General features: G+C 69.2%; 19 protein-coding genes, 3 tRNA genes and 3 pseudogenes. 12 read left to right on the top strand and 13 right to left on the bottom strand.

What is annotated here, in order from left to right; all coding sequences use genetic code 11:
* Positions 1 to 76: 76 nt before the first annotated feature.
* The 3 genes and pseudogenes from C6N31_RS35345 to C6N31_RS44515 all read right to left on the bottom strand — a co-directional run.
* Positions 77 to 1,321, bottom strand: a complete 1,245-nt coding sequence (locus tag C6N31_RS35345) for a DUF2254 family protein (protein ID WP_232486053.1) — start codon at positions 1,319 to 1,321, stop codon at positions 77 to 79.
* 178 nt (positions 1,322 to 1,499) lie between these two features.
* The gene (locus C6N31_RS35340; protein WP_138356742.1) at positions 1,500 to 2,174 is read right to left on the bottom strand and encodes a GAP family protein; all 675 of its coding nucleotides are present in this window, start codon (positions 2,172 to 2,174) and stop codon (positions 1,500 to 1,502) included.
* 812 nt (positions 2,175 to 2,986) lie between these two features.
* Positions 2,987 to 3,289, bottom strand: a pseudogene (locus tag C6N31_RS44515) (glycoside hydrolase family 15 protein); the annotation flags it as partial.
* Positions 3,290 to 3,633: 344 nt separating this feature from the next.
* Here C6N31_RS44515 and C6N31_RS35335 point away from each other — a divergent pair.
* Positions 3,634 to 4,107 carry an Imm26 family immunity protein gene (locus tag C6N31_RS35335; RefSeq protein WP_198359020.1) on the top strand — a complete coding sequence of 158 codons (474 nt, stop codon included), beginning with the start codon at positions 3,634 to 3,636 and terminating at the stop codon, positions 4,105 to 4,107.
* 41 nt (positions 4,108 to 4,148) lie between these two features.
* Positions 4,149 to 5,144: pseudogene (locus C6N31_RS35330) on the top strand (DEAD/DEAH box helicase); the annotation flags it as partial.
* A gap of 73 nt (positions 5,145 to 5,217) precedes the next feature.
* Here the strand turns inward: C6N31_RS35330 and C6N31_RS35325 are convergent.
* From C6N31_RS35325 to C6N31_RS35305, 5 genes are all read right to left on the bottom strand, one after another.
* Positions 5,218 to 5,625, bottom strand: coding sequence for a PIN domain nuclease (locus C6N31_RS35325; RefSeq protein WP_138356744.1), 408 nt, complete (start codon positions 5,623 to 5,625; stop codon positions 5,218 to 5,220).
* The gene (locus C6N31_RS35320) at positions 5,622 to 5,855 is read right to left on the bottom strand and encodes a type II toxin-antitoxin system VapB family antitoxin (protein ID WP_138356793.1); all 234 of its coding nucleotides are present in this window, start codon (positions 5,853 to 5,855) and stop codon (positions 5,622 to 5,624) included. The genes C6N31_RS35325 and C6N31_RS35320 overlap by 4 nt, the downstream gene beginning before the upstream one ends.
* Before the next feature lie 777 nt (positions 5,856 to 6,632).
* Positions 6,633 to 6,706: transfer RNA gene (locus tag C6N31_RS35315), tRNA-Ile, on the bottom strand.
* Positions 6,707 to 6,860: 154 nt separating this feature from the next.
* Positions 6,861 to 6,936: transfer RNA gene (locus C6N31_RS35310), tRNA-Asn, on the bottom strand.
* Between the two features lie 5 nt (positions 6,937 to 6,941).
* Positions 6,942 to 7,014: transfer RNA gene (locus tag C6N31_RS35305), tRNA-Asn, on the bottom strand.
* Between the two features lie 209 nt (positions 7,015 to 7,223).
* Between C6N31_RS35305 and C6N31_RS35300 the strand changes: the two genes are divergently transcribed.
* The 5 genes and pseudogenes from C6N31_RS35300 to C6N31_RS47055 form a co-directional block, all read left to right on the top strand.
* The gene (locus C6N31_RS35300; RefSeq protein WP_138356745.1) at positions 7,224 to 7,520 is read left to right on the top strand and encodes a YtxH domain-containing protein; all 297 of its coding nucleotides are present in this window, start codon (positions 7,224 to 7,226) and stop codon (positions 7,518 to 7,520) included.
* A 27-nt stretch (positions 7,521 to 7,547) separates the two neighbouring features.
* Entirely contained in the window at positions 7,548 to 9,005 is a 1,458-nt protein-coding gene (locus C6N31_RS35295) for an FGGY family carbohydrate kinase (RefSeq protein WP_138356746.1), read from the top strand.
* Between the two features lie 69 nt (positions 9,006 to 9,074).
* Entirely contained in the window at positions 9,075 to 10,808 is a 1,734-nt protein-coding gene (locus C6N31_RS35290; RefSeq protein ID WP_138356747.1) for an ABC transporter ATP-binding protein, read from the top strand.
* Positions 10,809 to 10,849: 41 nt separating this feature from the next.
* Positions 10,850 to 12,769, top strand: coding sequence for an ABC transporter ATP-binding protein (locus C6N31_RS35285; RefSeq protein WP_138356794.1), 1,920 nt, complete (start codon positions 10,850 to 10,852; stop codon positions 12,767 to 12,769).
* A 145-nt stretch (positions 12,770 to 12,914) separates the two neighbouring features.
* Positions 12,915 to 12,968, top strand: a pseudogene (locus C6N31_RS47055) (hypothetical protein); the annotation flags it as partial.
* Between the two features lie 20 nt (positions 12,969 to 12,988).
* Here C6N31_RS47055 and C6N31_RS35280 read toward each other — a convergent pair.
* Complete coding sequence (locus tag C6N31_RS35280; protein ID WP_164294036.1) at positions 12,989 to 13,492, bottom strand: hypothetical protein; 504 nt, start codon at positions 13,490 to 13,492, stop codon at positions 12,989 to 12,991.
* Positions 13,493 to 13,546: 54 nt separating this feature from the next.
* Complete coding sequence (locus C6N31_RS35275) at positions 13,547 to 13,975, bottom strand: MarR family winged helix-turn-helix transcriptional regulator (protein WP_138356749.1); 429 nt, start codon at positions 13,973 to 13,975, stop codon at positions 13,547 to 13,549.
* A gap of 113 nt (positions 13,976 to 14,088) precedes the next feature.
* Between C6N31_RS35275 and C6N31_RS35270 the strand changes: the two genes are divergently transcribed.
* Together C6N31_RS35270 and C6N31_RS35265 are read left to right on the top strand one after the other, a co-directional pair.
* A complete protein-coding gene (locus C6N31_RS35270) occupies positions 14,089 to 15,096 on the top strand; it encodes an NADP-dependent oxidoreductase (RefSeq protein ID WP_232486044.1) in 1,008 nt (335 codons plus the stop codon).
* An 80-nt stretch (positions 15,097 to 15,176) separates the two neighbouring features.
* Positions 15,177 to 15,605 (top strand): organic hydroperoxide resistance protein, encoded by a 429-nt coding sequence (locus tag C6N31_RS35265; protein WP_138356750.1) that lies wholly within the window; start codon positions 15,177 to 15,179, stop codon positions 15,603 to 15,605.
* Between the two features lie 52 nt (positions 15,606 to 15,657).
* On the opposite strand, the gene C6N31_RS35260 is transcribed toward C6N31_RS35265, so the two are convergent.
* The gene (locus C6N31_RS35260; RefSeq protein WP_138356751.1) at positions 15,658 to 16,230 is read right to left on the bottom strand and encodes a TetR/AcrR family transcriptional regulator; all 573 of its coding nucleotides are present in this window, start codon (positions 16,228 to 16,230) and stop codon (positions 15,658 to 15,660) included.
* A 146-nt stretch (positions 16,231 to 16,376) separates the two neighbouring features.
* On the opposite strand from C6N31_RS35260, the gene C6N31_RS35255 reads away from it, so the two are divergent.
* From C6N31_RS35255 to C6N31_RS35245, 3 genes are all read left to right on the top strand, one after another.
* Positions 16,377 to 18,863 (top strand): glycoside hydrolase family 3 protein, encoded by a 2,487-nt coding sequence (locus C6N31_RS35255; RefSeq protein ID WP_138356752.1) that lies wholly within the window; start codon positions 16,377 to 16,379, stop codon positions 18,861 to 18,863.
* Positions 18,864 to 19,162: 299 nt separating this feature from the next.
* A complete protein-coding gene (locus C6N31_RS35250) occupies positions 19,163 to 19,993 on the top strand; it encodes an EI24 domain-containing protein (protein WP_198359019.1) in 831 nt (276 codons plus the stop codon).
* Positions 19,994 to 20,076: 83 nt separating this feature from the next.
* Positions 20,077 to 20,832, top strand: a complete 756-nt coding sequence (locus C6N31_RS35245) for a class I SAM-dependent methyltransferase (RefSeq protein ID WP_198359018.1) — start codon at positions 20,077 to 20,079, stop codon at positions 20,830 to 20,832.
* Positions 20,833 to 20,918: 86 nt separating this feature from the next.
* On the opposite strand, the gene C6N31_RS35240 is transcribed toward C6N31_RS35245, so the two are convergent.
* The gene (locus C6N31_RS35240; protein WP_138356755.1) at positions 20,919 to 22,403 is read right to left on the bottom strand and encodes an MFS transporter; all 1,485 of its coding nucleotides are present in this window, start codon (positions 22,401 to 22,403) and stop codon (positions 20,919 to 20,921) included.
* Between the two features lie 79 nt (positions 22,404 to 22,482).
* Positions 22,483 to 23,364 carry an SGNH/GDSL hydrolase family protein gene (locus C6N31_RS35235; RefSeq protein ID WP_164294042.1) on the bottom strand — a complete coding sequence of 294 codons (882 nt, stop codon included), beginning with the start codon at positions 23,362 to 23,364 and terminating at the stop codon, positions 22,483 to 22,485.
* Positions 23,365 to 23,601 lie beyond the last annotated feature (237 nt).

Raw genomic sequence — 23,601 nt, 5'->3', positions numbered from 1 at the left:
CCAGCGCACTCCTCAACACACCGTGTATACCCATAAGTTGAGGAATTCAGCACTACGCCGCATGTATGAAGCGGCCTCAGCCTTCGGCGGCCTCGTCAGCCGCTTCCTGCCAGATGAGCGGGTAGCGGTCGGAGAGCTCCTTCTCGATCCAGGCGAGCCGAGAGGACAGGGGCGCCAGACGGTGCGGTGGTGCCGGGGCCGCCAACAGCGCCAGCAGCAACGCGCGGGCACGCAGCAGGACCATGGGTGACGTGGTTCCCGCGGCGAGCAGGTCGTCCAAGCCGACCCTGACGAAGTCCTTCCAAACCGGCAGTTTCAGAATCACGAGGACATTGTCGTCGCTGTCCGTGAACGCGCCCGGGGCGGTTCTGACGAGGCGGCCGAGCAGGCCTTCCATGGCGTCCAGTACCTGCACCGCGGTCGCGGGATCGTTGACAGCCGGCGAAAGTGCTCGCAGACCGATGTCGGACAGCAGACGGAATGCGAAGGTCGGGTCCTGGCGGAAGGTCCGCTCCCGCCCTGCGATGACCGCTTGCACCACCTCGCCGTCGACCAGGTCTCCCCCGCGGATTTCCGCCAGGGTGGTGCCGTGCTGAATGGTCGCGCCGACCGCCACCCGCATCACCACTACGGATCCGGCTCTGGTCGCGGCCGTCATCAGGTTAAGGATGTCGAGTTGCTCCACGATGGTGGTGGTGCCGGGCCATTTCACCGTGGAAAGCAATGGCGGCAAGCGCGGCTGATCGCTCTCGCCCTTGGAACGCCCGATGCCGCCATCGGGGTAGAAGGCGTCCACGATCTCGTGCGCACGCTGCGTCGTAATCGCCAGGACGTGGGCGAGCTGGATCGACTCGAAGGCGCGCACTTGAAGGTTCCGTACGAGGCCGAGGGCGACAAGGGTCAGCACCAGTGCCAGGACCGGAACCAGAACGGAGGTGTCGGGCTTCGCGCCGATGGCCAGGGTCGCACTGGTGCTGTAGACGAGCAGTCCCATGACGAAGCCGAAGGTCCGCCACACCGTCGGATCGGTACGGAAGAGCGCCAGGCGCGGAGTGAAGCTCCCTGCGGCCCACTGCACCACCAAGAAGAGCAGCGAGAAGATCAGACTGGCCACGCCCACGACGGCAAGAGCCACGGTGACCAGGACCTCGACCGTGCGGGTGGCGTCGACCCGCAGTCCGCCGTCCACTCTCGGGACGAGCAGACCGAGGAGCAGCCCCGCGCCCGAGCAGATCAACTGGGTGAGCCCAGCGCGCAACCGGCGCCGAGGACGCACGACGCGCACGGCCATGTTGTGCTCTCCGACCGGCAGTCTTTCCATCGTGTTCACGACCCCCAGATGAGGTACTGCCGCAGAATCCGTGCCAGGGCTCCTGCTGGGACGATCACGTCGGCCTCCGCGGCGTCGTGGGGCACCCCTCCAGCCACAGTCGTACAGCGCCCGGAGACAGGCAACTCGCCGACATCGAGATGCGGGCCTTCAGCGACGGCCGGCTGGGCTAGGTCAGCGCGCTGATGGCATCGCCGGCGAACTTGGTGCCCAATACGATGAGTAGCACCGCCGTGATCGCGGCGTTGTGGGCTGCCATCCATGTCTTCCAGGACTGCAAAATCGTGACCGCACGATCGCCACCGAGCAGGAAGACACCCAGCGGTACCAAGGCACACAGTGAGCCGATCAGCACGAACAGCCCGATGGCCACCGTTTTACCGCCACTTCCGGCCGAACTCGACGCGATCGACAATGCGCCGCCGACCGCCAGAATCAAGTTCTTCGGACTCACCCCGACCAGTGCGGCAGCCAGCAGAGCAGACTTGGCCGGCGAGAAGGCTTCGATGGACTCCATCCACCTGGGCAACTGTGCCTCCTGGCCATCCTGCGGCCGGCCGCGCCACTGCATCCCCGCGAGCAGGAGCAATAGGATCCCCAGCGCCAGCTTGACCCACGAGGTCCAGCTCGCCGGGTCGCTGCTGACGCGTGCGTCGGCCCCACTCCCGGCCAGCACCACGATGACGCTGACCACAGCCAGGGTGACCATCCACGCCGCGGCGAACGCAGTCCCGTTGACGCGCCCACGCGGTGTGGCCAACATCAGCACAATGGCGATCAGCGGAATCGGACTGACGGCAATACCGACCGCGGGGACCAGCATCTGCCCAATGGCGTCACCCACGGCGGCCTCTTTTCCTCGGTGATGAGAACTTGCGAACGGAACGACATAATGCGCCAGCTGACTATTCGCTGAAGCTTAATACGGTTGCGACGGGCTGCGTCGGGGGCGCGGACCAGATCGTCCAGCGTGGGGCTGTACACCTCCCAGACACCGTGGAAGTCGCTGCGCCTGCCGGTCTTCTTCACCGGACACGGACCGGGGATTCGGGAGCAGCGGATCATGTCAAATGGCCGTACTCCACCTGCGACGTGGATCTCCTGGCCGTCGTGGATCTCCTGCCACGGCCGGCCGGGGCACGATCAGCGACCACGAGGCGCCGTGAAGCACCTCGGATAGTTTCCTCGCCGTCGTCGTCCATGACGGCACAAGCCCGTCCCGTCGGGCGACCGGGCTCTGCGTCCCGCCAGGCGTCTCGAAATGGCCGACACTTGAATCTCCCAGGCAATCGCAACGGTTCCGACAACGGTCACGTCGATCGCCGGGCTCGGAGCGGTCCCCCACCACGACTTGGAAGCCTTCGCGGCCCACCGGTCGTGGCGATGCCCTCCTTCAAGGCCGTGTGCTCATCGCTCTCCGCATTGGCCAGGTGCGCGCTGGTTGTGAGGGATTGAAGTGGACGGCTCCACGCAGTCCGTTGCGGAAGCGCAGGAACATCCATGCAGGACAGTGCGGCCGTTTCTCACGGCACTCCAAACCCCGCTCCGGAACCGGACGCCTGTCCTCGTATATGAGCTCCCACAGGTTCGAGATCTTGAGCGAGACTGAAATTTTCGGAAGCCATGCTCTGATTGCCGAAACTCTGGCCGATGCTGTCAGCCCGCCCGTCCCGCGGCCCGGTCGAGCTCCTCGCCGAGCGTCACGGCGGCGTCGATGAGCGCCAGGTGGGTGAATGCCTGGGGGAAACTGCCGAGCTACTCGCCAGACGGTCCGATCTCCTCGGCGAACAGACCGACATGGTTGGCGTAGGCGAGCATATTGTCGAACGTGTACCGAGCTTGGTGGATGCGGCCGGCCTTGGCGAGGGCCTGGACATAGAGGAAGGTGTACAGGTTGGAGGTTCCCTCGGAGCCCCTCAGCCCGTCGGGGGAGACTGCCGGGTCGTAGCGGTAGACGACTGGCCCATGCCGATTGCAACGGTGATCAGCTATCCTCGCGTGCTCAGTGACAATCAGACACAGGTCTTCCCCCGACCGCTCCCTGGCCGGCCAACCGCCCGTCCTCAGCAGCTGCAAGGACGCCGACGCCGCCCCGGGCGGCCCCATGCGAGGGACTATCCAGGTGCTGCGTTCACGTTCGAGGTGCTTGGGCGCGCAAACGCCGGGAAAGATCTCGATGTTCTCGAGGAGAGCTGGATACGCGCAGGGGGCGGGAAATCTTCGGTTCCTGGAAGTGTATTGACCAACAAGCGAGTCCAGATGGTTGACAAGAAATACAAGGCCGCTGGAGGTACGGTATGCTAGTGAAATATCAGCAAGGGGATATTGTTGCAATTCCCATTGCAGAGACTTCGGTTGCTTTTGCTCAGATTTTGATGAAGATGCGTAGAAATATCTTCATTGCGGTATTCTTCGGAGCTGTCAGCTCTCTGGAGTCGCCGGATCTTGAGTCGCTCAATGTCGATGATCCACGGCTTGTGGTTGAGACGATGGATTTGCGCGTGCGTGACGGGTCGTGGAGGATTGTCGGCCGCCGCACGCCTGCGGAACGCCTGCTGAATCCAATCTTCAAAGTTCCAGTTGGGATTGGGGAAGAGTTCCATATTCAGGACATTTATGGAACCGTAGGCAGGCCCGCATCTCCGCAAGAAGTGAAGCGCCTCAGGATGCAGAAGTCATATTCTCCTGCCGTTGTAGAGAAGGCTGCCCGCGCCCTTCACGGATTGGAGCCCTGGCTTGCAATTTTCGATGAGTTGCGACCTGGCGTTGATCTCTAACGAGCTCATGCAGGCTGGCTGCGGCGCGTGGTGGCCTGAAGTCGCGCGGCTGGGTGGAGCCGGTGGTCGCTCCGCCGGACCCACGGCACATCGTCGCGCAACAAGTGCTGGCCCTCTGCTTGCAGGAGCATCGCGTCGGTGACCGACTGTGGCAGGAATGGTGGGGAGAGCTTGGCCCCTTCGGAAATTCGGCCGAACCTATCGTGCGACACCTGATTGACGAGGGATTCCTGGACCGGGACGGAGGGATGCTCTTCATGGGTCCCGAAGCCGAACGCCGCTTCGGATACCGACACTTCATGGATCTCACCGCAGTGTTCACGGCGGCTCCGGAATTCGCGGTGCTGTCGGGTCACTCCGAGATCGGCACGACCAATCCCGCGCTACTGACAGAAGAGGTGCTCGGTCCTCGGCGTCTGCTCCTTGCAGGACGGAACTGGCAGGTGACGTATATCGACTGGTCCCGGCGGCGATGCTTCGTCGAACCGGTCGATGGCGGCGGCAAAGCGCGCTGGGGAGGAGTAGGTTCCGGCCGGACCACATCGTATGAACTGACCCGCGCGGCAAGAGAAGTACTGCTCGGCTCCGACCCGCCGGTGCCCCTCACCGTGCGTGCCACGGCTGCGCTGGCCCAGGCGCGCGAGGGCAGTTCGGAACTGGTCCACCCGGACGGGACCGTCATCGTCAGGGGCGGGCGTGACACCAACGTGCGCTGGTGGACCTGGGCCGGTTACCGGGCCAACGCCACCCTGGCCGCCACACTCACCACGATCGCCGATCCTCTCCAGAGGCCAACGGACACCTGCATCCGACTTCGCGAGGACGTGACGCCCGCGGAATGGAGGAAGGCCACTGCAGAGGCCGTCGACCAGCTGTGTCTTCCCGCAGTGGATGCGCGTGCGCTGAACGGCCTCAAGTTCAGCGCAGCACTGCCAACCCGGCTCGCGGAGGCCACCCTTGCCGCACGGCTCGCGGATCTGGAGGGTGCGGCGGCTGCGCTCAGAGAGCCGTCCAGGTTCACGATGGTGGGACCGTGACTTCGATTCTGCACCCCCCAGCACGGCGGCATGCGGGCCGCCATCAGGTCAGCGACGACGAACTCGGTCGGCATTAGGTGCGGATGTCGCGCTGTTGTACGTCCTTGAGGATGCTGGCCACAGTGGCGAAGTCGTTGTCTACGTGGAGCACGGTGTGGCCGTGGTGGACTGCGGTTGCGCAGACGAGTAGGTCGATCGCGCCGGCGGAGCGGTGCTGGCTGCGCTGGGTGAGTTTGTACTGGGCGGTGTCCACCCAGCGCCAAGCGTTCTTCGGCACCGCCGAGAGCGGGCACAACGCGTCCAGTTCCTCAGCCAATTCGTCCCGGTGGGACGGACTGGTGGCCGAGTACAGGAACTCGGTCCGGGTGGGTTCGCAGACGCGGAACACCCCGGCGGCAATGTGCCCCTCCCAGGGCCGGAGCGCCCCTGGGGTGCGGAACAGATGCCACAGCGCCGAAGTGTCGAGGAGATACGAAATCACTCGAAGGCCGCCCGCCGGGCCTGCTTAACAGCGTCATGGGCGGCGGCGGCCTGATCGAACTCACCTTGGGCCCCGCGGGCAGCCAGCTTCTCGGCGGCCTCCAGCCGCTTGACCCGGTCCACGTAGTCGCGCAGGGCCGCGTTGACCGTCTCCTTCTTTGTCGTGACGCCCATCAACCGCATGGCCTCTGCCAGCGCCTCGTCGTCGAGATCAATCTGGGTGACCGACACAACCACCATCTCCCTGATGTTGATGTATGCATCTACGATACATCGCCAACATTGACGGCGGCAGAAGCAACGCATCCCGCGTCGTCGATGGCGATGGTGTCCCAGTGATTCATGGCGCGACCACCTGCCGATGGGACGTTCGGCGGCGGGGTCAGTCAGGGGTAGCGAGGTCATTAAGGGGCACGGGTTTTCGCCCGACCGCTCCCTGGCCGGCCAACGGTCCGTCCGCAACGGCTGTCGAGGCGCCGACGCCGCCTTGGCTGGCTCTCACCCCGACTGCCCGCGGAATGTGCTGCACGGCCATGCCCCAAGCCGGGTCCGAGCATCCCCCCGCTTCTGTCCACCGATGACGCCAGGGACTGCCCATCCGAGCATCGGATGGGCAGGGAGCTGTAGGGCCTCGGCGCGCACATCCGCCCGGCCGACTGAATGGTCAGGGTCACATCGGGTGTTCCAGCTGGGCCGTTTCCAGTACGGGCCGTTGTCTGAAACCGACCCGGCGCACTCAGGCAACGCTGCTACCCGCCCTGACCCGATCCCCGCGTCCCCACCACGTCCCCACAACTTGTGCTGCGACCCTCAGGGACAGCCACACTCCGGCTGGTGACCACCTTGATCAGCTGTAAAACAGCAGGTCAGCGCGTTGGACGCCATCCAAGGCGGAAGGAAGCTACGCAATGCTCCATCCAACTGAGCAGCGGATTGAGTCCGTTGGGCCCAAGTTCATGTTCGGACGCCTCAGAAGAGACGTTTCCGCAGGTCAGAGGCTTGCGCAGGTGGGGCGGGTGGGACTCGAACCCACGACCGACGGATTATGAGTCCGCTGCTCTAACCGGCTGAGCTACCGCCCCGTACGACACGCCTCACGCGCCGTCTGCCGCAGCATAGCTGCTCATACGATCTGTCGCCCTCGCGGGTCACAGACGCATCACTGAGTGGACTTCGATCAGGGGGCGGGCGGTTCCCGGGAAACGAAAAAGGACCCCAACGGGGTCCTCTTGTCGTTGGCTCCCCCGACTGGACTCGAACCAGTAACCCTCCGGTTAACAGCCGAATGCTCTGCCAATTGAGCTACAGGGGACCGCGCTCCCCCGACTGGACTCGAACCAGTAACCTGCCGGTTAACAGCCGGCTGCTCTGCCAATTGAGCTACAGGGGATTGCGCTGTGCGCATCGAGGAACGCCACGTCCGGACCAACCGGACGGCGCGCGCTCGCTGCGAGACATACATTAGCGCAAGTGGGGGGGTGCTCCGCCAACCCCTATCGCCGGGGTTGTCGTCCGGCTACAGCGGGTAGGCGCGAAGCACAGTCCACAGGACGGCCGCGAGGGCCGGACCCGGTACGAGTACGAGGAAGGGTGGAGCCCATGCGCTACCGGCTGACGTTCATCACCGGAGCCGTCGTCGGGTACGTGCTCGGGGCGCGGGCCGGGCGGGAGCGGTACGAGCAGCTGCGCAAGAGCGCCCAGCGGATCGCGCAGAACCCGGCGGTGCGCAACGCCGCCGAGAGCGCGGCGCAGACCGGGCGCGGGGTCGCGGTGAAGGCCGCGGACGCCGTCGGGTCCAAGGTCGGCGACAAGATGCCGGAATCGGTCACCGCGAAGGTCAGGGCGCTGCGCGACCGGGGCCGCACCGAGGACGACTGGGGTACCTCGAACACCTGACGGTGCCGTGCGGCATCATCTCCCCCTATGGGGAAAGTCGCGGGCATCGACAGTTCGGCCGCAGGGACCACCGTCGTCGTGTGCGACACGGATACCGGCGAGGTGCTCCGGCAGGGGTACGCGCCCCATCCCGTGGAGGGCGAGGCCGCCCCGGCGGGCAAGCCGACCGAGAGCGATCCGCAGTCGTGGCTGCTGTCGCTCGGCGAGGCGGCCAAGGACGGCCTGCTCGAGGGCGTCCTGGCGATCGGCATATCCGGGCAGCAGCAGGGCCTGCTGGCGCTCGACGCCGGTGGCGTGCTGGTCCGCCCGGCACTGCTGCGCGGTGACAAGCGGGCCCAGCCGCAGGCGCTGGATCTGACCGCGGCGCTCGGCGGCCCGGCGAAGTGGGCGCAGGCCGTCCAGTCCGTGCCGCACGCCGGATACCCGGTGGCGAAGCTGCGCTGGCTGGCCGAGCACGAGCCGGCGGCGGCGCAGCGCACCGCCGAGGTGCTGCTGCCGCACGACTGGCTGGTCTGGCAGCTGCTGGGCCGGCCGCAGCGGCGTACGACCGACCGCGGCGACGCGTCCGGCACGGGTTACTGGTCGGCGGCCACCGGGGAGTACCGCTCCGATCTGGTGGAGCTGGCGCTCGGACACCAGGTGGCGCTGCCGCAGGTACTCGGTCCCGCCGAGCCGGCCGGGCAGACCCCCGAGGGGCTGCTGATATCGGCGGGGAGCGGCGACACGATGGCGGCCGCGCTCGGCCTGGGCGTCGGCCCCGGTGACGCGGTGGTCTCGCTGGGCGCCTCCAGCACCGTCTTCGCGGTGCACGACGAAGCCCTGACGGACCCCTCCGGGACGATCACCTCCTTCGCGGACGCCACCGGGCGTCATCTGCCACTGCTCCAGACCCGTAACGCGGTGCGCGTGCTGCGCGCGACCGCCGAACTGCTCGGCACCGACCTCGCGGGCCTGTCGGACCTGGCGCTGCGCTCCACCCCGGGCGCCTACGGCCTGGTGCTGCTGCCGTATCTGGAGGGCGAGCGCACCCCGGACCTGCCGCACACCGCCGGCACGCTGGCCGGGCTGCGGCGCGAGAGCATGAAGCCCGAGCACCTGGCGCGGGCCGCGTTCGAGGGCATGCTGTGCGGGCTCGCGGACGCGCTGGAGGTGCTGCGCGGGCGCGGGGTCGCGGTGCGGCGGATCTTCCTGCTGGGGGCGGCCGCCGAGCTGCCCGCCGTGCGGGCGATCGCCCCGGCGCTCTTCGAGGCGCAGGTGGTGGTCCCGCAGCCGGGGGACCACGCGGCGCTGGGCGCGGCCCGGCAGGCGGCGTGGTCCCTGGGTGTGGTGCTCGGCTCGGCGACGGCGCAGGAGCCGCCGGCCTGGCGGACCGGCGGGCACCGACTGCTGGAGCCGGGCGACGACCTGCCGGTGGGGCAGGCGATACGCCAGCAGTACACAGCTGTTCGGGAGCAGACCCACCCCGGGGCCTTTGCCGAGGTTTAAACGAATGCGGACCCAGGATGTCGGAAGATAGGATCGCTCGCCGATCAAGCCGACTCTGAGAGATTCCGTGTGCTGATCCGAATTCTGCGCACCCACCTGCGCCCGTACCAGCGACCCATCACGCTGCTCGTGCTGCTCCAGCTCGTGCAGACCATCGCCACGCTGTACCTCCCCACGCTCAACGCCGACATCATTGACAACGGTGTCGTCAAGGGCGACACCGGATACATCCTGCGGCTCGGCGGCATCATGATCGCGGTCACCGTGCTCCAGGTGGTGTGCGCGGTCGGCGCCGTGTTCTTCGGCGCCAGGACGGCCATGGCCGTCGGCCGGGACATCCGGGCCTCGATCTTCGACCGGGTGCAGAGCTTCTCCGCCCGCGAGGTGGGGCAGTTCGGCGCCCCGTCGCTGATCACCCGCACCACCAATGACGTCCAGCAGGTCCAGATGCTGGTGCTGATGACGTTCACCCTGATGGTGTCGGCGCCGATCATGTGCGTCGGCGGCATCATCATGGCGCTCGGCCAGGACGTACCGCTGTCCTCGCTGCTGCTGGCCGTGGTGCCGGTGCTCGGCATCCTCATCGGGCTGATCGTCCGCCGGATGCGGCCGCTGTTCCGCACCATGCAGGTGCGCGTCGACACGGTGAACCGTGTACTGCGTGAGCAGATCACCGGCATCCGGGTGATCCGGGCGTTCGTGAAGGACGACTACGAGAAGAAGCGCTTCGCCGGCGCGAACGACGAGCTGACGGACGTGTCGCTGCAGACCGGCCGGCTGATGGCACTGATGTTCCCCGTCGTCATGACGGTCGTGAACGTCTCCAGCGTCGCGGTGATGTGGTTCGGCGCACACCGGATCGCGAGCGGCGGCATGCAGATCGGCGCGCTGACCGCGTTCCTCAGCTATCTGATGCAGATCCTGATGTCCGTGATGATGGCCACCTTCATGTTCATGATGGTGCCGCGCGCCGAGGTCTGCGCGGAGCGCATCGAGGAGGTCCTGGCGACCGAGTCGAGCGTCGTTCCGCCGGTCGCACCCATCACGAAGCTGCTCCGGCACGGCCATCTGGAGCTGCGCGGCGCGGACTTCAGCTATCCGGGTGCCGAGGCGGCGGTGCTGCGCGGGGTCGACCTGGTCGCCAGACCGGGGGAGACCACCGCGGTGATCGGGTCGACGGGCAGCGGCAAGAGCACCCTGCTGGGACTCGTCCCACGGCTCTACGACGCGACCGGCGGCGACGTGCTCGTCGACGGGGCCTCCGTCCGGGACCTGGCCCCCGCGCTGCTCGCCGAGACCGTCGGCCTCGTCCCGCAGAAGCCGTACCTGTTCTCCGGGACCGTCGCGACCAACCTGCGCTACGGCAAGCCCGACGCGACCGACGAGGAGCTGTGGCACGCGCTGGAGGTCGCGCAGGCCCGCGGCTTCGTGGAGGAACTCGAAGGCGGCCTGGACGCCCCGATCGCGCAGGGCGGCACGAACGTCTCCGGCGGTCAGCGGCAGCGGCTCGCCATCGCGCGGGTGCTGGTGCGCCGGCCCGAGATCTACCTCTTCGACGACTCCTTCTCCGCGCTCGACTACGCGACGGACGCGGCCCTGCGCTCGGCGCTCGGCCGGGAGACCGCCGAGGCCACCGTGGTGATCGTCGCGCAGCGGGTGAGCACCATCCGGGACGCCGACCGCATCATCGTCCTCGACGAGGGCCAGGTGGTGGGCACCGGAACGCACAGCGAACTCATGTCGGAGAACCCGACCTACCGGGAGATCGTGCTCTCCCAGCTCACCGAGCAGGAGGCAGCATGACCACCCCGGCGAAAGCGGCGCCCCGCCGCGGCCCCGCGCCGATGGCCGGGCCCGCGCGCTTCATGGGCGGCGGGCCGGTCGAGCGGTCGATGGACTTCAAGGGCTCGTTCCGGCGGCTGATCCGTCTGATGCGTCCGGACCGGCTCTTCCTCTACCTGGTGCTGGCGCTGGGCACCGCGAGCGTGACGCTCTCCGTGCTGGGCCCCAAGATCCTCGGCCACGCCACCGACCTGATCTTCGCGGGCGTGATCGGCGGTCAGTTCAAGGCCGGCACCACCAAGGCGCAGGCGATCGAGGCCATGCGCCAGCACGGCGAGGGCCAGGTCGCCGATCTGCTCTCCGCGGTGGACTTCACCCCCGGCCAGGGCATCGACTTCGAGGCGGTGGGCAGCGTGCTGCTGACCGTCCTGGGGATCTACCTGGCCGCCGGGCTGTTCAGCCTCGTACAGATGCGGACCGCCACCGGCATCATCCAGCGCACCGTCTACCGGCTGCGCGAGGACATCGAGGCGAAGCTGTCGCGGCTGCCGCTGTCGTACTTCGACCAGCAGCCGCGCGGTGAGGTGCTCAGCCGGGCCACCAACGACATCGACAACATCGCGCAGACCCTGCAGCAGACCATGGGCCAGATCGTGAACTCGCTGCTCACGATCGTCGGCGTGCTGGTGATGATGTTCTGGATCTCGCCGCTGCTGGCCCTGGTCGCGCTGGTGACGGTGCCGGTGTCGGTGGTCGTGGCCACCGCGGTCGGCAAGCGCGCGCAGCCGCAGTTCGTCCAGCAGTGGAAGACCACCGGCAAGCTCAACGCGCACATCGAGGAGATGTACACCGGCCACTCGCTGGTGAAGGTCTTCGGGCGGCAGGACGAGTCCGCCGAGGCCTTCAGGGTGCAGAACGAGATGCTCTACCGGACGGGCTTCAAGGCGCAGTTCATCAGCGGGATCATCCAGCCCGCGATGATGTTCATCGGGAACATCAACTACGTGCTGGTGGCGGTCGTCGGCGGGCTGCGGGTCGCGACCGGCGCGCTGTCCATCGGCGACGTCCAGGCGTTCATCCAGTACTCCCGGCAGTTCAGCCAGCCGCTCACCCAGGTGGCGAGCATGTCCAACCTGGTGCAGTCCGGGGTCGCTTCGGCCGAGCGGGTCTTCGAGCTGCTGGACGCCCCCGAGCAGGACGCGGACCCGGCGAACGCCGCCCGGCCCAGGGAACTGCTCGGCCGCGTCGCCCTGGAAGGGGTGGCGTTCCGGTACGAGCCGGACAAGCCGCTGATCGAGGACCTGTCGCTGAGCGTCGAGCCCGGCCACACCGTCGCGATCGTCGGTCCGACCGGCGCGGGCAAGACCACGCTGGTCAACCTGCTGATGCGGTTCTACGAGGTGACCGCGGGCCGGATCACCCTGGACGGCGTGGACATCGCCGAGATGTCCCGCGAGGACCTGCGCTCCGGCATCGGCATGGTGCTGCAGGACACCTGGCTGTTCGGCGGCACCATCGCGGAGAACATCGCCTACGGCTCCGAGGGCCGTACCCAGGAGCAGATCGAGGAGGCGGCGCGCGCGGCGCACGCCGACCGCTTCATCCGCACCCTCCCGGACGGCTACGACACGGTGATCGACGACGAGGGCTCGGGGGTCAGCGCGGGCGAGAAGCAGCTCATCACCATCGCGCGGGCGTTCCTGTCCGATCCGGTGATCCTCGTCCTCGACGAGGCGACCAGCTCCGTCGACACCCGTACCGAGGTGCTGATCCAGCGCGCCATGGCGACCCTGGCGCACGGCAGGACCAGCTTCGTCATCGCCCACCGGCTGTCCACGATCCGCGACGCGGACGTGATCCTGGTGATGGAGTCCGGCGCGATCGTCGAGCAGGGCACGCACAGTGAACTGCTGGCCGCCGAGGGTGCCTACGCACGGCTGTACGCGGCGCAGTTCGCGCAGGCGGTGGCGGAGGTCGACTGATCCGGGATCCCTTCCGGCGCCGCACGACCGGCGCCGGAGGGGACCGGATTGTCCGGCAACGCCCGTGCGGGGCCGCGATCTTCCCAGAAGTTTCACACGTTCGCGTTCACCCGTGACCTACGGGCCGCATAGCGTCCCAACCACAATGGACTACTGCTACTCGTGCCGTCGGCACCTCAACGGCGCCCTGTCGTGCCCCGGGTGCGGCACGCCCGTGGATCAGCTCGTCATCCCCGTGGACCCCGTGCCGGTGTCGGGGACACCGGCCGCCCCGCCGGAACCGGACCATTCGGGCGGCCGGGCCGCCCGGCGCCGGGCACCGAGCCGGGCGCGGCGGCGCGGCAGGAGGCGGCTGCTGACGGGAGTCGGCGTCGGCCTCGTGGTTGTCGTCTGCACGGCCGCGGCACTGTCGTCGGGGACCTTCGCGAGCGGCCCGGAAGCGGACACCGGCCCGTCGCAGGCGCCCGCCGGGGACTCCGTCCCGCAGGCCGGCGCGTCCAGCCCGGCCCCGCGGCACACCACGGCCCGGCCGACGCACTCGAAGCCGGCCACCACCGCGAGCACCTCCGGCACCCCGTCGGGCTCGCCGTCCGCGACCCCGTCGGGCTCCAGGACGCCGACCCGGCCGGCATCGCCGACCAGCCGGCCGCCGACGTCGCCTACGGCCTCGGGCTCGCCCTCGCCGACCCGGACCCCGCACCCCACGCACAGCCCGACCTGCAAGCCCGTCCTGTGGTGGTGCGAGTAGCGGTTCGGTCCCGCGGGCCGGCCGTCAGGTCAGGTCAGCATGCGCTTGAGCAGATCGCGCAGTGAGGTGCGCTCCGCCTCGGACAGCCCGGCGAGCGGCGCCCGGGCGAAGTGCAGCGCGCCGCGCAGCCGGGCCGCCGTCTCATGGCCCTCGTCGGTGGCGGCGGCCAGCTTGATGCGGCGGTCGGCCGGGTCGGGCCGGCGCTCGGCGAGCCCGCGCGCCTCCAGCCGGTCGACGATCCCGGTGATGTTGGACGGCTCGCACTTCAGCTGCTGGGCGATGTGCCGCATGGGCAGCGGCTCACGGGACAGGAGCGCCAGGACGCGGGCCTGCGCACCGGTGAGCTGGTGGTTCGCGGCGGCCTCCTCGTACTCCTCGTGGTAGCGCGCCACGACCGTGGCGATCAGGTCGACCACTTCGAGGGTCAGGGGGTCGGTACGTTGAGGCGTGGGGGACATGTGCCACAGCGTACCCCCGGTTACTTGACAACCTCAAACATCAAGGTCCATCGTTATTTGAGGAAATCAATCTTTGCCATAGTCAAGCTATGGCGGACGGAGGCATCCCCCTCATGCCGAAGAGCCGTGAATGGCACCTGGTAGCCCGCCCCCACGGGTGGCCGACCACTGATGACGTCGCCCTGCGCGAGGTCGAGACGGCGGAGCCGGGCCCCGGCCAGATCGTCGTCCGCAACCTGCACCTGTCGGTGGACCCGTACATGCGCGGCCGGATGAACGACGTGAAGTCGTACTCGCCGCCGTACGCCCTGAACGAGCCGATGGCGGGCGGCGCGGTCGGCCGTGTCACCGCTTCCAACGCCGACGGGTTCGCGGTCGGCGACCACGTGCTGCACTGGCTCGGCTGGCGCGAGTACGCGGTCCTCGACGCGGCGCACGCCGTGCAGGTCGACCCGGCAGCGGCGCCGCTCAGCGCCTACCTCGGCGCGCTCGGCATGCCGGGCCTGACCGCGTACGCGGGACTGCTGGAGGTCGCCTCGTTCACCGAGGGCGACGTGGTCTTCGTCTCGGGCGCGGCCGGTGCGGTCGGCAGCCAGGTGGGCCAGATCGCGAAGCTCAAGGGCGCCTCCCGGGTGATCGGCAGCGCCGGCTCGGACGAGAAGGTCAAGCTCCTCGTCGAGGAGTACGGCTTCGACGCCGCTTTCAACTACAAGAACGGCCCGGTGGCCGAGCAGCTGAAGAAGGCCGCCCCCGACGGGATCGACGTCTACTTCGACAACGTCGGCGGCGAGCACCTGGAAGCCGCGATCAGCTCGTTCAACCTGCGCGGCCGTGCCGTGCTGTGCGGCGCCATCGCCCAGTACAACGACACCGAGGCCTCGGGCGGGCCGCGCAACCTGGCGCAGATCATCGGCAAGCGGCTGCGGCTGCAGGGCATGCTCGTGGGCGACCACGCGGCGCTGCAGGGGCAGTTCGTGCAGGAGGTCGGCGGCTGGATCCGGGACGGCAAGCTGCACTACCGCGAGACGGTCGTCGAGGGCATCGAGAACAACTTCGAAGCTTTCCTCGGCGTACTGCGGGGCGACAACACCGGCAAGATGATCGTCACCCTGCCGGAGTAAGCTCTTCAACAAATTGTTGCGATCGTGGGCGCGAGTCGCGGCGATGCACGTGAGTGCACCAACCAGGAGGGGTTCTTTTCATGACCATCCAGTCCGTAGACGTCCTGTACACCGCCGTCGCCACGGCCGAGAACGGCCGTGACGGCCGGGTCGCCACCGACGACGGCAAGCTCGACGTCGTCGTCAACCCGCCGAAGGAACTGGGCGGCAACGGTGCCGGCACCAACCCGGAGCAGCTCTTCGCCGCCGGTTACAGCGCCTGCTTCCAGGGTGCCCTCGGTGTGGTGGCCCGCCAGGAGAAGGCGGACATATCCGGCTCCCGGGTAACCGCCAAGGTCGGCCTCGGCAAGACCCCGGCCGGCGGCTTCGGCCTCAAGGTCGAGCTCGCGGTGTCGATCCCGAACGTGGACGCGGCCACCGCCCAGTCGCTCGTGGAGAAGGCGCACCAGGTGTGCCCGTACTCCAACGCGACGCGCGGCAACGTCGACGTGGTGCTGACCGTCGTCTGATCACCGCTCGGCCATCGGCCGGGTGAGGGCCGCACCCCCAGGGGTGCGGCCCTTACGTGTTTCCGGTACCGCCCAGCAGGGCGACGAAGTCGCGGAACGCCGCCGCCATGTCCACCGCCTCCGGATCCAGCAGCCACTGCACCTGCAGGCCGTCCATGACGGCGACGAGCAGCGGAGCCGCCCGCCCCGGGGTGAGGCCGCCCGGCAGCCGGTCGCCGAACTCCGCGCGCAGCATGTCGGCCGCGCCCTCGCGCACCCAGCGGTAGCGCTCCTCGAAGTAGGGGCGGGCCGGATGGTCCTCGGTGACGCTGTCGCCCGCGAGGACCGTGAAGGTCTGCACGATGCCGGGCCGGGTCGCGTTGTACTCGACCAGGGACGTCAGCATCTCCAGCGGCCACGTCGTGCCGTGCAGCGCCGTGGAGGCCACGTCCCACTGGTCGCGCGCCGCCAGCACCGCGACCAGGAGCGCCTCCTTCGTCGGGAAGTAGTGCAGCAGCCCCTGCTGGGTCAGTCCCACCCGCTCGGCCACCGCGCCGAGGGAGGCCCCCCGGTAGCCGCGTTCGGCGATCACTTCCACCGCGGCCTGGATGATCTCCGCCCGCCGGTCTCCGGTCGTTCTGGACACCGTGCCCCCTTCGTTCGGCCGTGAGCCTAATCGAACCTGATCGGTGAAAGATTTAAGTAACGTATCTGTAACTTACCCTACCGATCTACAGGTGGGTGAGGTGAGGATGGGCGCGGGACGACACCGAGGGACAGAGGGAGCAGACGATGACGGACACCGGGCGCACGGCCATCGAGGACGCGGTCGAGGCCGCGCTGGGCAAGCTGGACCTGGACGCGAAGGCACGGCTGCTGTCCGGCCAGGACATGTGGACGCTGCCCGCGCTGCCGGAGATCGGCCTCGGTTCGCTGGTGATGTCCGACGGCCCGATCGGGGTGCGCGGGGTGCGCTGGACCGCCGACGACCCGTCGATCGCGCTCCCCAGCCCGACCGCGCTCGCCGCGACCTGGGACCCGGAGCTGGCCCGCAGGGCCGGCAACCTCCTCGCCCAGGAGGCCCGCCGCAAGGGCGTGCACGTCCTGCTGGCGCCGACGGTGAACCTGCACCGCTCCCCGCTCGGCGGACGGCACTTCGAGGCGTACTCCGAGGACCCGTACCTCACCGGGGAGATCGGCACCGGCTACGTGGCGGGCGTCCAGGCGGGCGGCGTCGGCACCACCGTCAAGCACTTCGTGGCCAACGACGCCGAGACCGAGCGCTTCACCGTCGACAACGTGGTCGGTACCCGCGCGCTGCGCGAGCTGTACCTGGCGCCGTTCGAGGCCATCGTCAAGAACGCCCACCCGTGGGGCATCATGTGCGCCTACAACGGCGTCAACGGCACCACGATGAGCGAGCACCACTACCTGCAGAACGTGGTGCTGCGCGGCGAATGGGGCTTCGACGGCTACATCGTCTCGGACTGGATGGCCGCCCGCGACACCGTCGGCGCCGTCAACGGCGGCCTGGACGTGGCCATGCCCGGCCCGCGCACCGTCTACGGCGAGGCGCTGGCCGCCGCCGTCCGGGGCGGGAGCGTCGAGGAGCCGGTGGTCGACGCGGCCGTCCGCAACGTGCTGCGGCTCGCCGCCCGCGTCGGCATCCTGGACGGTGTCCCGGCCGCCGTCGCCGAGGCGGACCGGCCGGCCGGGATCGACGGCGAGGCGCTGGCCCGCGAGATCGCCCGCCGCGCCTTCGTCCTGGTGCGCAACGAGACCGTGGCCGGCGGCGGCCGCGCGCTGCCCGTCGACGCCTCGGCCGTCCGCGGCATCGCCCTGATCGGCGCCGCGGCCCGCGACGCCCGGGTGCTCGGCGGCGGCTCCGCGCAGGTCTTCCCCGACCACATCGTCTCCCCGCTCGACGGCCTGCGCGCCGCGCTGCCCGAGGGCTTCGCGCTGAGCTACGCGGTCGGCGCCGACCCCAGCGACGAACTCTCCGTCGCCGACAGGGGCTTCACGCTGCGCGCCGTCGCCCGCGACGCCGAGGGCCGGGAGCTCGGCTCCGAGCGGATGCCCAACGGCATGGTGCAGTGGCTCGGCGACATGCCGGAGGGCGTCAGCTACGACGAGGTCACCACCGTCGAGGCCACCGGCACCTTCACCCCCCGCGAGAGCGGTGCGCACGCCTTCGGCACCCGCGGCCTCGGCGGCTTCCGGCTCGTCGTCGCCGGGACCGTGCTCTTCGACGGCGAGCAGTCCGCCGACCACGCCGACCCGTTCGAGGCGTTCTTCGGATCCCCGGTGCCGCGCGGCACGGTGGAACTGACCGAGGGCGAGACCGTCGACGTCAGCCTCACCTACACCGTCGCGAAGTTCGCCGACGCCCCGATCCAGGCGATCGGCTTCTCCTTCGTGCACGGAGAGCCGGAGCGCGACCCCGACCAGCTGATCGAGGACGCCGTCGCGGCGGCCGCCGCCGCCGATACCGCGATCGTTGTCGTCGCGACCACCGAGCGCGTCGAGAGCGAGGGCTTCGACCGCACCGATCTGCGGCTGCCCGGCCGCCAGGACGAGCTCGTCGCCCGCGTCGCCGCGGTGAACCCGCGCACCGTCGTCATCGTCAACTCCGGCTCCCCGGTGGAGATGCCGTGGCGCGAGGACGTCGCCGCGGTGCTGCTCGGCTGGTTCCCCGGCCAGGAGGCGGGCGCCGCGCTCGCCGACGTCCTGCTCGGCGCCGAGGAGCCGGGCGGCCGGCTGCCCACGACCTGGCCGGTCGCCCTGGCGGACGTACCCGTCACCCAGGTCACCCCGCAGGACGGCACGCTCTCCTACGACGAGGGCGTCTTCATCGGCTACCGCGCCTGGGAGAAGGCCGGCGCCACCCCCGCGTACGCCTTCGGCCACGGCCTCGGATACACCGACTGGGCCTACGAGTCGGCGGAGTTCGAGCGCGGCGAGGGCGAGGGCGAGGCGCTGGGCACGCTCACCGTCCGCGTCCGCAACACCGGTTCGCGCCCCGGACGGGAAGTCGTCCAGGTCTATCTGGCCCCCGCCGCCGACGCGGTCGAGCGGCCGGCCCGCTGGCTGGCCGGCTTCGCCTCCGTTCAGGCAGGACCGGGGGAGAGCGCCGAGGTCGTCGTCGAACTGCCGCGCCGGGCCGCCGAGGTGTGGGACGAGGCGGACGGCGGCTGGCTGCTGGTCCCCGGGCACTACGAGGTCGAGGCCGGCCGCTCGCTCGCCGACCTCCGGGTGAGCGCCCCGCTCGACCTTCCGTAACACCCGCGAAGCCCGTGCCGGACCGGCCGGACCGGACGGGAACCCCATGACCGGGGCGGGGCGCCCTGACGCGCCCCGCCCCTTTCCGGCCCTCCCCGGCCGGGCCGTCCGACCCAGGGCCTGGCCGGCGGATCATGAACGGCCCCTTCGCCGCCTGGCACGGCAGCTCGCGGCGTTGCCAAAACGCGCACATACGAAAGCGTATGCGGGCATTCCGGCGCCTTGCGATCCACCGCACCGGACGACGCCTGGACCGCCCCTGATCCGCCGGACGGGCCCTGGTCGTTAGGGTGACGCCCATGCGTGATCTCACGACCGGTCTGAAGTACTTCCTGGAAGGCCAGCGCTGGGTGGCGCGGCACCGGAGGTGGTGGGGATTCGGGCTGCTGCCCGGCCTGATCGCCCTGGTCCTCTACATCGCGGCGCTCGTCGCCCTCGGCTTCTGGGCGGACGACCTGTCGTCCTGGGCGACGCCGTTCGCGGACGGCTGGGACACCCCCTTCCGGTCGCTGCTGCGCTGGACGCTGACCGTCATCGTCTTCAGCGGCGGCCTGCTGCTGGCGATGGTGACCTTCACCGCCGTGGCGCTGCTGATCGGCGACCCGTTCTACGAGTCGCTCTCGGAACGCGTCGAGGAGATGGAGGGCGGCGCACCGCCCAAGCCCGACATCCCGCTCTGGCGCGAGATCCTCACCTCGGTACGGGACAGCCTGTCCGTGCTGGCGCGGGTGGCGGCCTTCGGACTGCTGCTCTTCGCCTGCGGCTTCATCCCGGTGGTCGGCCAGACCGTCGTCCCCGTCGTGGGCATCTGCGTCTCCGGCTTCTTCCTGACCACCGAGCTCACCTCGGTCGCCATGCGGCGCCGCTCCGTCCCGCTGCGGACCCGGCTGCGACTGCTGCGCGGCCGGCTCCCGCTGGCGCTCGGCTTCGGCGTGCCGCTGGTCCTCCTGTTCCTGGTGCCGGTCATCGCCGTCTTCGCGATGCCGGGCGCCGTCGCGGGCGCCGCACTGCTGGTGCGCGAACTCGTCCCGGCACCCGACCCCGATCCGGCGGCCGACCCGGATCCGGTGCCCGACGAGGAAAATGACGAACACCATGACGACGCGACGGGAACCGTTCCGGCCTCCTAGATATGTCCATGCGAGAGACCGCATCGACATGGGGGGGAACCCGGTCCATGCGGAAGTCCGCAGTGACATGGGAGGGGACGTTCATGCCGGAGCGCACGAACCAGTACGACGAGAACGAACACAGCTACCGCACGTACTGGCAGGACCGGAGCTACGAGCACGATGCCGAGGTCGCAGCGCTCCGCTCGCTCCTGGACGGCCGGCGGTTCGGCCACGCGGCCGACGTCGGCGGCGGCTACGGCCGTCTCGTCCCCGTACTGCGGGAGTTCGCCGATCACGTCACGCTCGTCGACTCGAGCAGGAAGCAGCTTTCGGACGCCGAGGAGTTCCTCGCCGGTGAGACCAACGTCGCGATGCGGCTGATGAGCGCGGGCCGGCTCGGCATGGACGAGGCCAGCGTGGATCTCGTCACGATGATCCGCGTCATGCACCATCTGCCCGACCCGGTGCCCGCCCTGTCCGAGATCGCCCGGCTGCTGCGGCCGGGCGGCATCGCCGTCATCGAGAGCGCCAACCTCGCGCACGCCGCCAACCGGGTCCGCTACGCCGCCCGCCAACAACGCATCCCCACCGAGCCGGTCGACATCCGCTCCGCCGAGAACCGCGAACGGGACTCGATCCCCTTCGTCAACCACCACCCGCGCAAGGTCGCCGAGCAGCTCGCGGCGGCGGGTCTGACGGTGGAGCGGACGCTGTCCGTCTCCAACCTGCGCAGCAGCAAGCTCAAGAAGTTCGTGCCCCACCAGGCCCTGGCCCGCGCCGAGGGCGCCCTCCAGTCGCCCCTGGCGAAGGTGTCGTTCGGGCCGAGCATGTTCTTCCTGGCGCGCAAGGCAGGTTGAGAACGTCCTCAAGCGCCGGACGGGCTGGAAATTCAGCCCGTCCGGCGCTTGAGGACACCAGCCTGTCCGGCGTTCGAGGGCGCTTCTCAGACGAGGGCGAGTTCCCGGTCGGCCGTGACGTCCGCTTCCGCTTCCTCCGCGGAGCGGACCGTCTTCGGGAGGAAGAAGCCGAGCACGAAGGCCAGCGCGATCAGTCCCACCGTGCACAGCGCCGTCGTCCCCGCGGCGTCCAGCGCGGCGTCGATATGGCCGGCGGGACCGGGCCGGGCGTCGCTGAGGATGTTGAAGAAGACGGTGCCCAGGACGGCGAAGCCGAGCGTCATGCCGAGCTGCTGGAGCGCCTGCAGGGTGCCCGAGGCGGAGCCGATCTCGTGGCCGTCGACGCCGTTGAGGATGATGTCGAAGAGCGGCACGAAGATCATGCCCATCCCGGCGCCGCCGACCAGCAGCGGGGCGGCGAAGTCCCAGTCCGTGATGTCCGCGCCGGCCCACTGGAAGACGCCGTGGAGGGCGAGCAGTCCGCCGCCCATCAGGAGCAGGCCGAGGTGCAGGATCCGGCGGCCGAGGCGGGCCATCATGATGCCGCCGAAGGCGGAGCCGAAGAGCGCGCCCAGCGCCCAGGGCGCCGTGGTCAGGCTGGAGTGCAGGGCCGTGTAACCGAGGCCGAGCTGCAGGAAGATGCCGAGGGTGAGGATCATGCCGCCCATGGACGCGGTGAAGGCGATGGCGAACGCGACCCCGGAGACGTAGGCCCGCTTGGTGAAGACGCTGGGCTCCACCAGCGGCGTACGGCCCGAGCGCTTGCGCAGCACCTGGTAGCGGGCGAAGACGGCCAGGACCGGCAGCGAGGCGACGAGCATCACCAGCACCCAGGTGGGCCAGCCCAGTTCACGGCCCTGCACCAGCGGGAAGACCAGCAGGAAGGCGCCGGTTCCGGCGAGCAGCACCCCGGGGAGGTCCAGCCGCGCGCCGCGGGCGGTCGGGGCCACGTCCGGCAGGTACTTCCAGCCCATCACGAACGCGAACGCGCCGATCGGCAGGTTGATGCCGAAGATCATGCGCCAGCCGGTACCGAACAGGTCGGCGTGGATCAGCACGCCGGCGATGATCGGGCCCATCACCGCGGACAGCCCCATCAGCGGACCGAAGATCCCCCACGCCTTCTTCATCTCGGAGGCGGGGAACAGGTCCCGGGTCAGCCCGAAGCCCTGCGGCAGCATCACCGCGCCGCACACTCCCTGCGCGATCCGCGCCACGATCAGCATCTCCGGGGACTGCGCCGCCGCGCACATCATCGAGGTGACGGTGAACCCGGCGATCCCGGCCAGCAGGACCCGCTTGCGGCCGTACATGTCGCCCAGCCGTCCGCCGGTGAGGAGCGCGACCGCCATGGCGAGGGTGTAGCCCGCCGCGATCCACTGGAGGTCGGCGTACGAGCCGCCAAGTCCGGTGCGGATCGCGGGCGCCGCGACATTGGCGACGGTCGAGTCCAGCAGGTCCATGACGCTCGCCGCGATGACGGCGGTGTACCCGAGCCAGCGGTACCGGTGAAGTGCGTTCTTCGTGTCCATGAGCAGTACGTTACGGACCCTTGCGGTCAGCTTCTGTCCGCAAGGAACAGGGGAGTTGAAGGGGTCGGAAGCAGCTGTTTCACGGCTTCGCGAACGCCGCCGTGTAGAGGATCCGGGCGAGCTGCGCCTGGCCCTGGGCGTTGGGGTGGAACCAGTCCCAGCTGCTCAACTCGTCCGACGTGAAGCGGTAGTCGAAGACCGCGCCGCCGTCGTAGCGGCAGTGCTGGTACTTCGCGCAGACCTCCTTGAGGACCCGGTTGTACGCCACCACGCGCGCCCGGACCGCGTCCCGCCGGCTCTGCGCGCTCTCGCTCACCGAGTCCGCGTCGCGCAGCATCGAGGGGCAGATGCCGAGCTTCCAGATCTGCTTGCCGAGCGGGTTCTCCTTGCCCACCTCCCACAGCCGCTTGAGGTCGGGAATGCTCGCCACGAACACCTGGGACTTCGGCAGGGCGCTGTGCAGCCCGGTCATCGCCCGGGTGAAGTCGGCGCGGAAGTCGGCCACCGGTGTCATGTCGTCGACGGAGTCCCGGCAGGCGTCGTTGGAGCCCATCAGGACCGTCACCAGTGACGGTTTCTTCGCGGCGGCCGCCACCGCCTGGTCCGGCAGATCCGACATCCGGGCGCCGCTCTTGGCGAGGTTCCAGCTGTTGGCGGCGATGCCGGTGGCGGTCAGTACCCGCCCGGCGATGCTGTCCACTTGGCTGCGGGTGCCGGTGACCCAGGAGACCTCGGGGCAGTCCGCCAGCAGGGAACAGGCGTCGAAGCCACGGGTGATGGAATCGCCCAGCGCGGCGATCGACGCGGGGTGCGCGTTCCACGTGGGGGTGGGCCGGGGAACAGGTTTGCGGCTGACCGGGGCGGCCGGTTTCTCGTGCGGTGCGGTTCCCCCTCCGGAGCATCCGGCCAGCAACAGGGAGGCGGCGGCAGCGGCCACGCAGCCTCGCAGGAACGGTCGCATCCGGTGATCCCCTCCGACGAGTGGGTGACATCTGGTCCGAGCCCGACGGTACGTCACTCCTCTGGAGACGCCGCACGGTAGCTTTTCCCTGACAGCCCAGGAGAACCGGCGGGAGGTTTACCGAAGCCCAGTTGGCAGGAGTTCACTCTTGTCCTGTTTGTTATCAATGGTGCAGAATATCTAATGTTGCCCCGGAAGCAGCCGGTTCGGGCGTGAGGCCGCTGGGGAAGGCGAACC

The sequence above is a fragment of the Streptomyces fildesensis genome (assembly GCF_016107395.1).
GTDB lineage: Bacteria > Actinomycetota > Actinomycetes > Streptomycetales > Streptomycetaceae > Actinacidiphila > Actinacidiphila fildesensis.
This window is presented reverse-complemented; position numbering and strand designations above follow the sequence as displayed.

Coding starts and splice junctions, on each gene's coding strand:
- C6N31_RS35245 (WP_198359018.1), top strand. CDS start 20,077: ATGCCGGAGCGCACGAACCAGTACGACGAGAACGAACACAGCTACCGC.
- C6N31_RS35250 (WP_198359019.1), top strand. CDS start 19,163: ATGCGTGATCTCACGACCGGTCTGAAGTACTTCCTGGAAGGCCAGCGC.
- C6N31_RS35345 (WP_232486053.1), bottom strand. CDS start 1,321: ATGGAAAGACTGCCGGTCGGAGAGCACAACATGGCCGTGCGCGTCGTG.
- C6N31_RS35295 (WP_138356746.1), top strand. CDS start 7,548: ATGGGGAAAGTCGCGGGCATCGACAGTTCGGCCGCAGGGACCACCGTC.
- C6N31_RS35285 (WP_138356794.1), top strand. CDS start 10,850: ATGGCCGGGCCCGCGCGCTTCATGGGCGGCGGGCCGGTCGAGCGGTCG.
- C6N31_RS35240 (WP_138356755.1), bottom strand. CDS start 22,403: ATGGACACGAAGAACGCACTTCACCGGTACCGCTGGCTCGGGTACACC.
- C6N31_RS35270 (WP_232486044.1), top strand. CDS start 14,089: ATGCCGAAGAGCCGTGAATGGCACCTGGTAGCCCGCCCCCACGGGTGG.
- C6N31_RS35300 (WP_138356745.1), top strand. CDS start 7,224: ATGCGCTACCGGCTGACGTTCATCACCGGAGCCGTCGTCGGGTACGTG.
- C6N31_RS35235 (WP_164294042.1), bottom strand. CDS start 23,364: ATGCGACCGTTCCTGCGAGGCTGCGTGGCCGCTGCCGCCGCCTCCCTG.
- C6N31_RS35275 (WP_138356749.1), bottom strand. CDS start 13,975: ATGTCCCCCACGCCTCAACGTACCGACCCCCTGACCCTCGAAGTGGTC.
- C6N31_RS35255 (WP_138356752.1), top strand. CDS start 16,377: ATGACGGACACCGGGCGCACGGCCATCGAGGACGCGGTCGAGGCCGCG.
- C6N31_RS35265 (WP_138356750.1), top strand. CDS start 15,177: ATGACCATCCAGTCCGTAGACGTCCTGTACACCGCCGTCGCCACGGCC.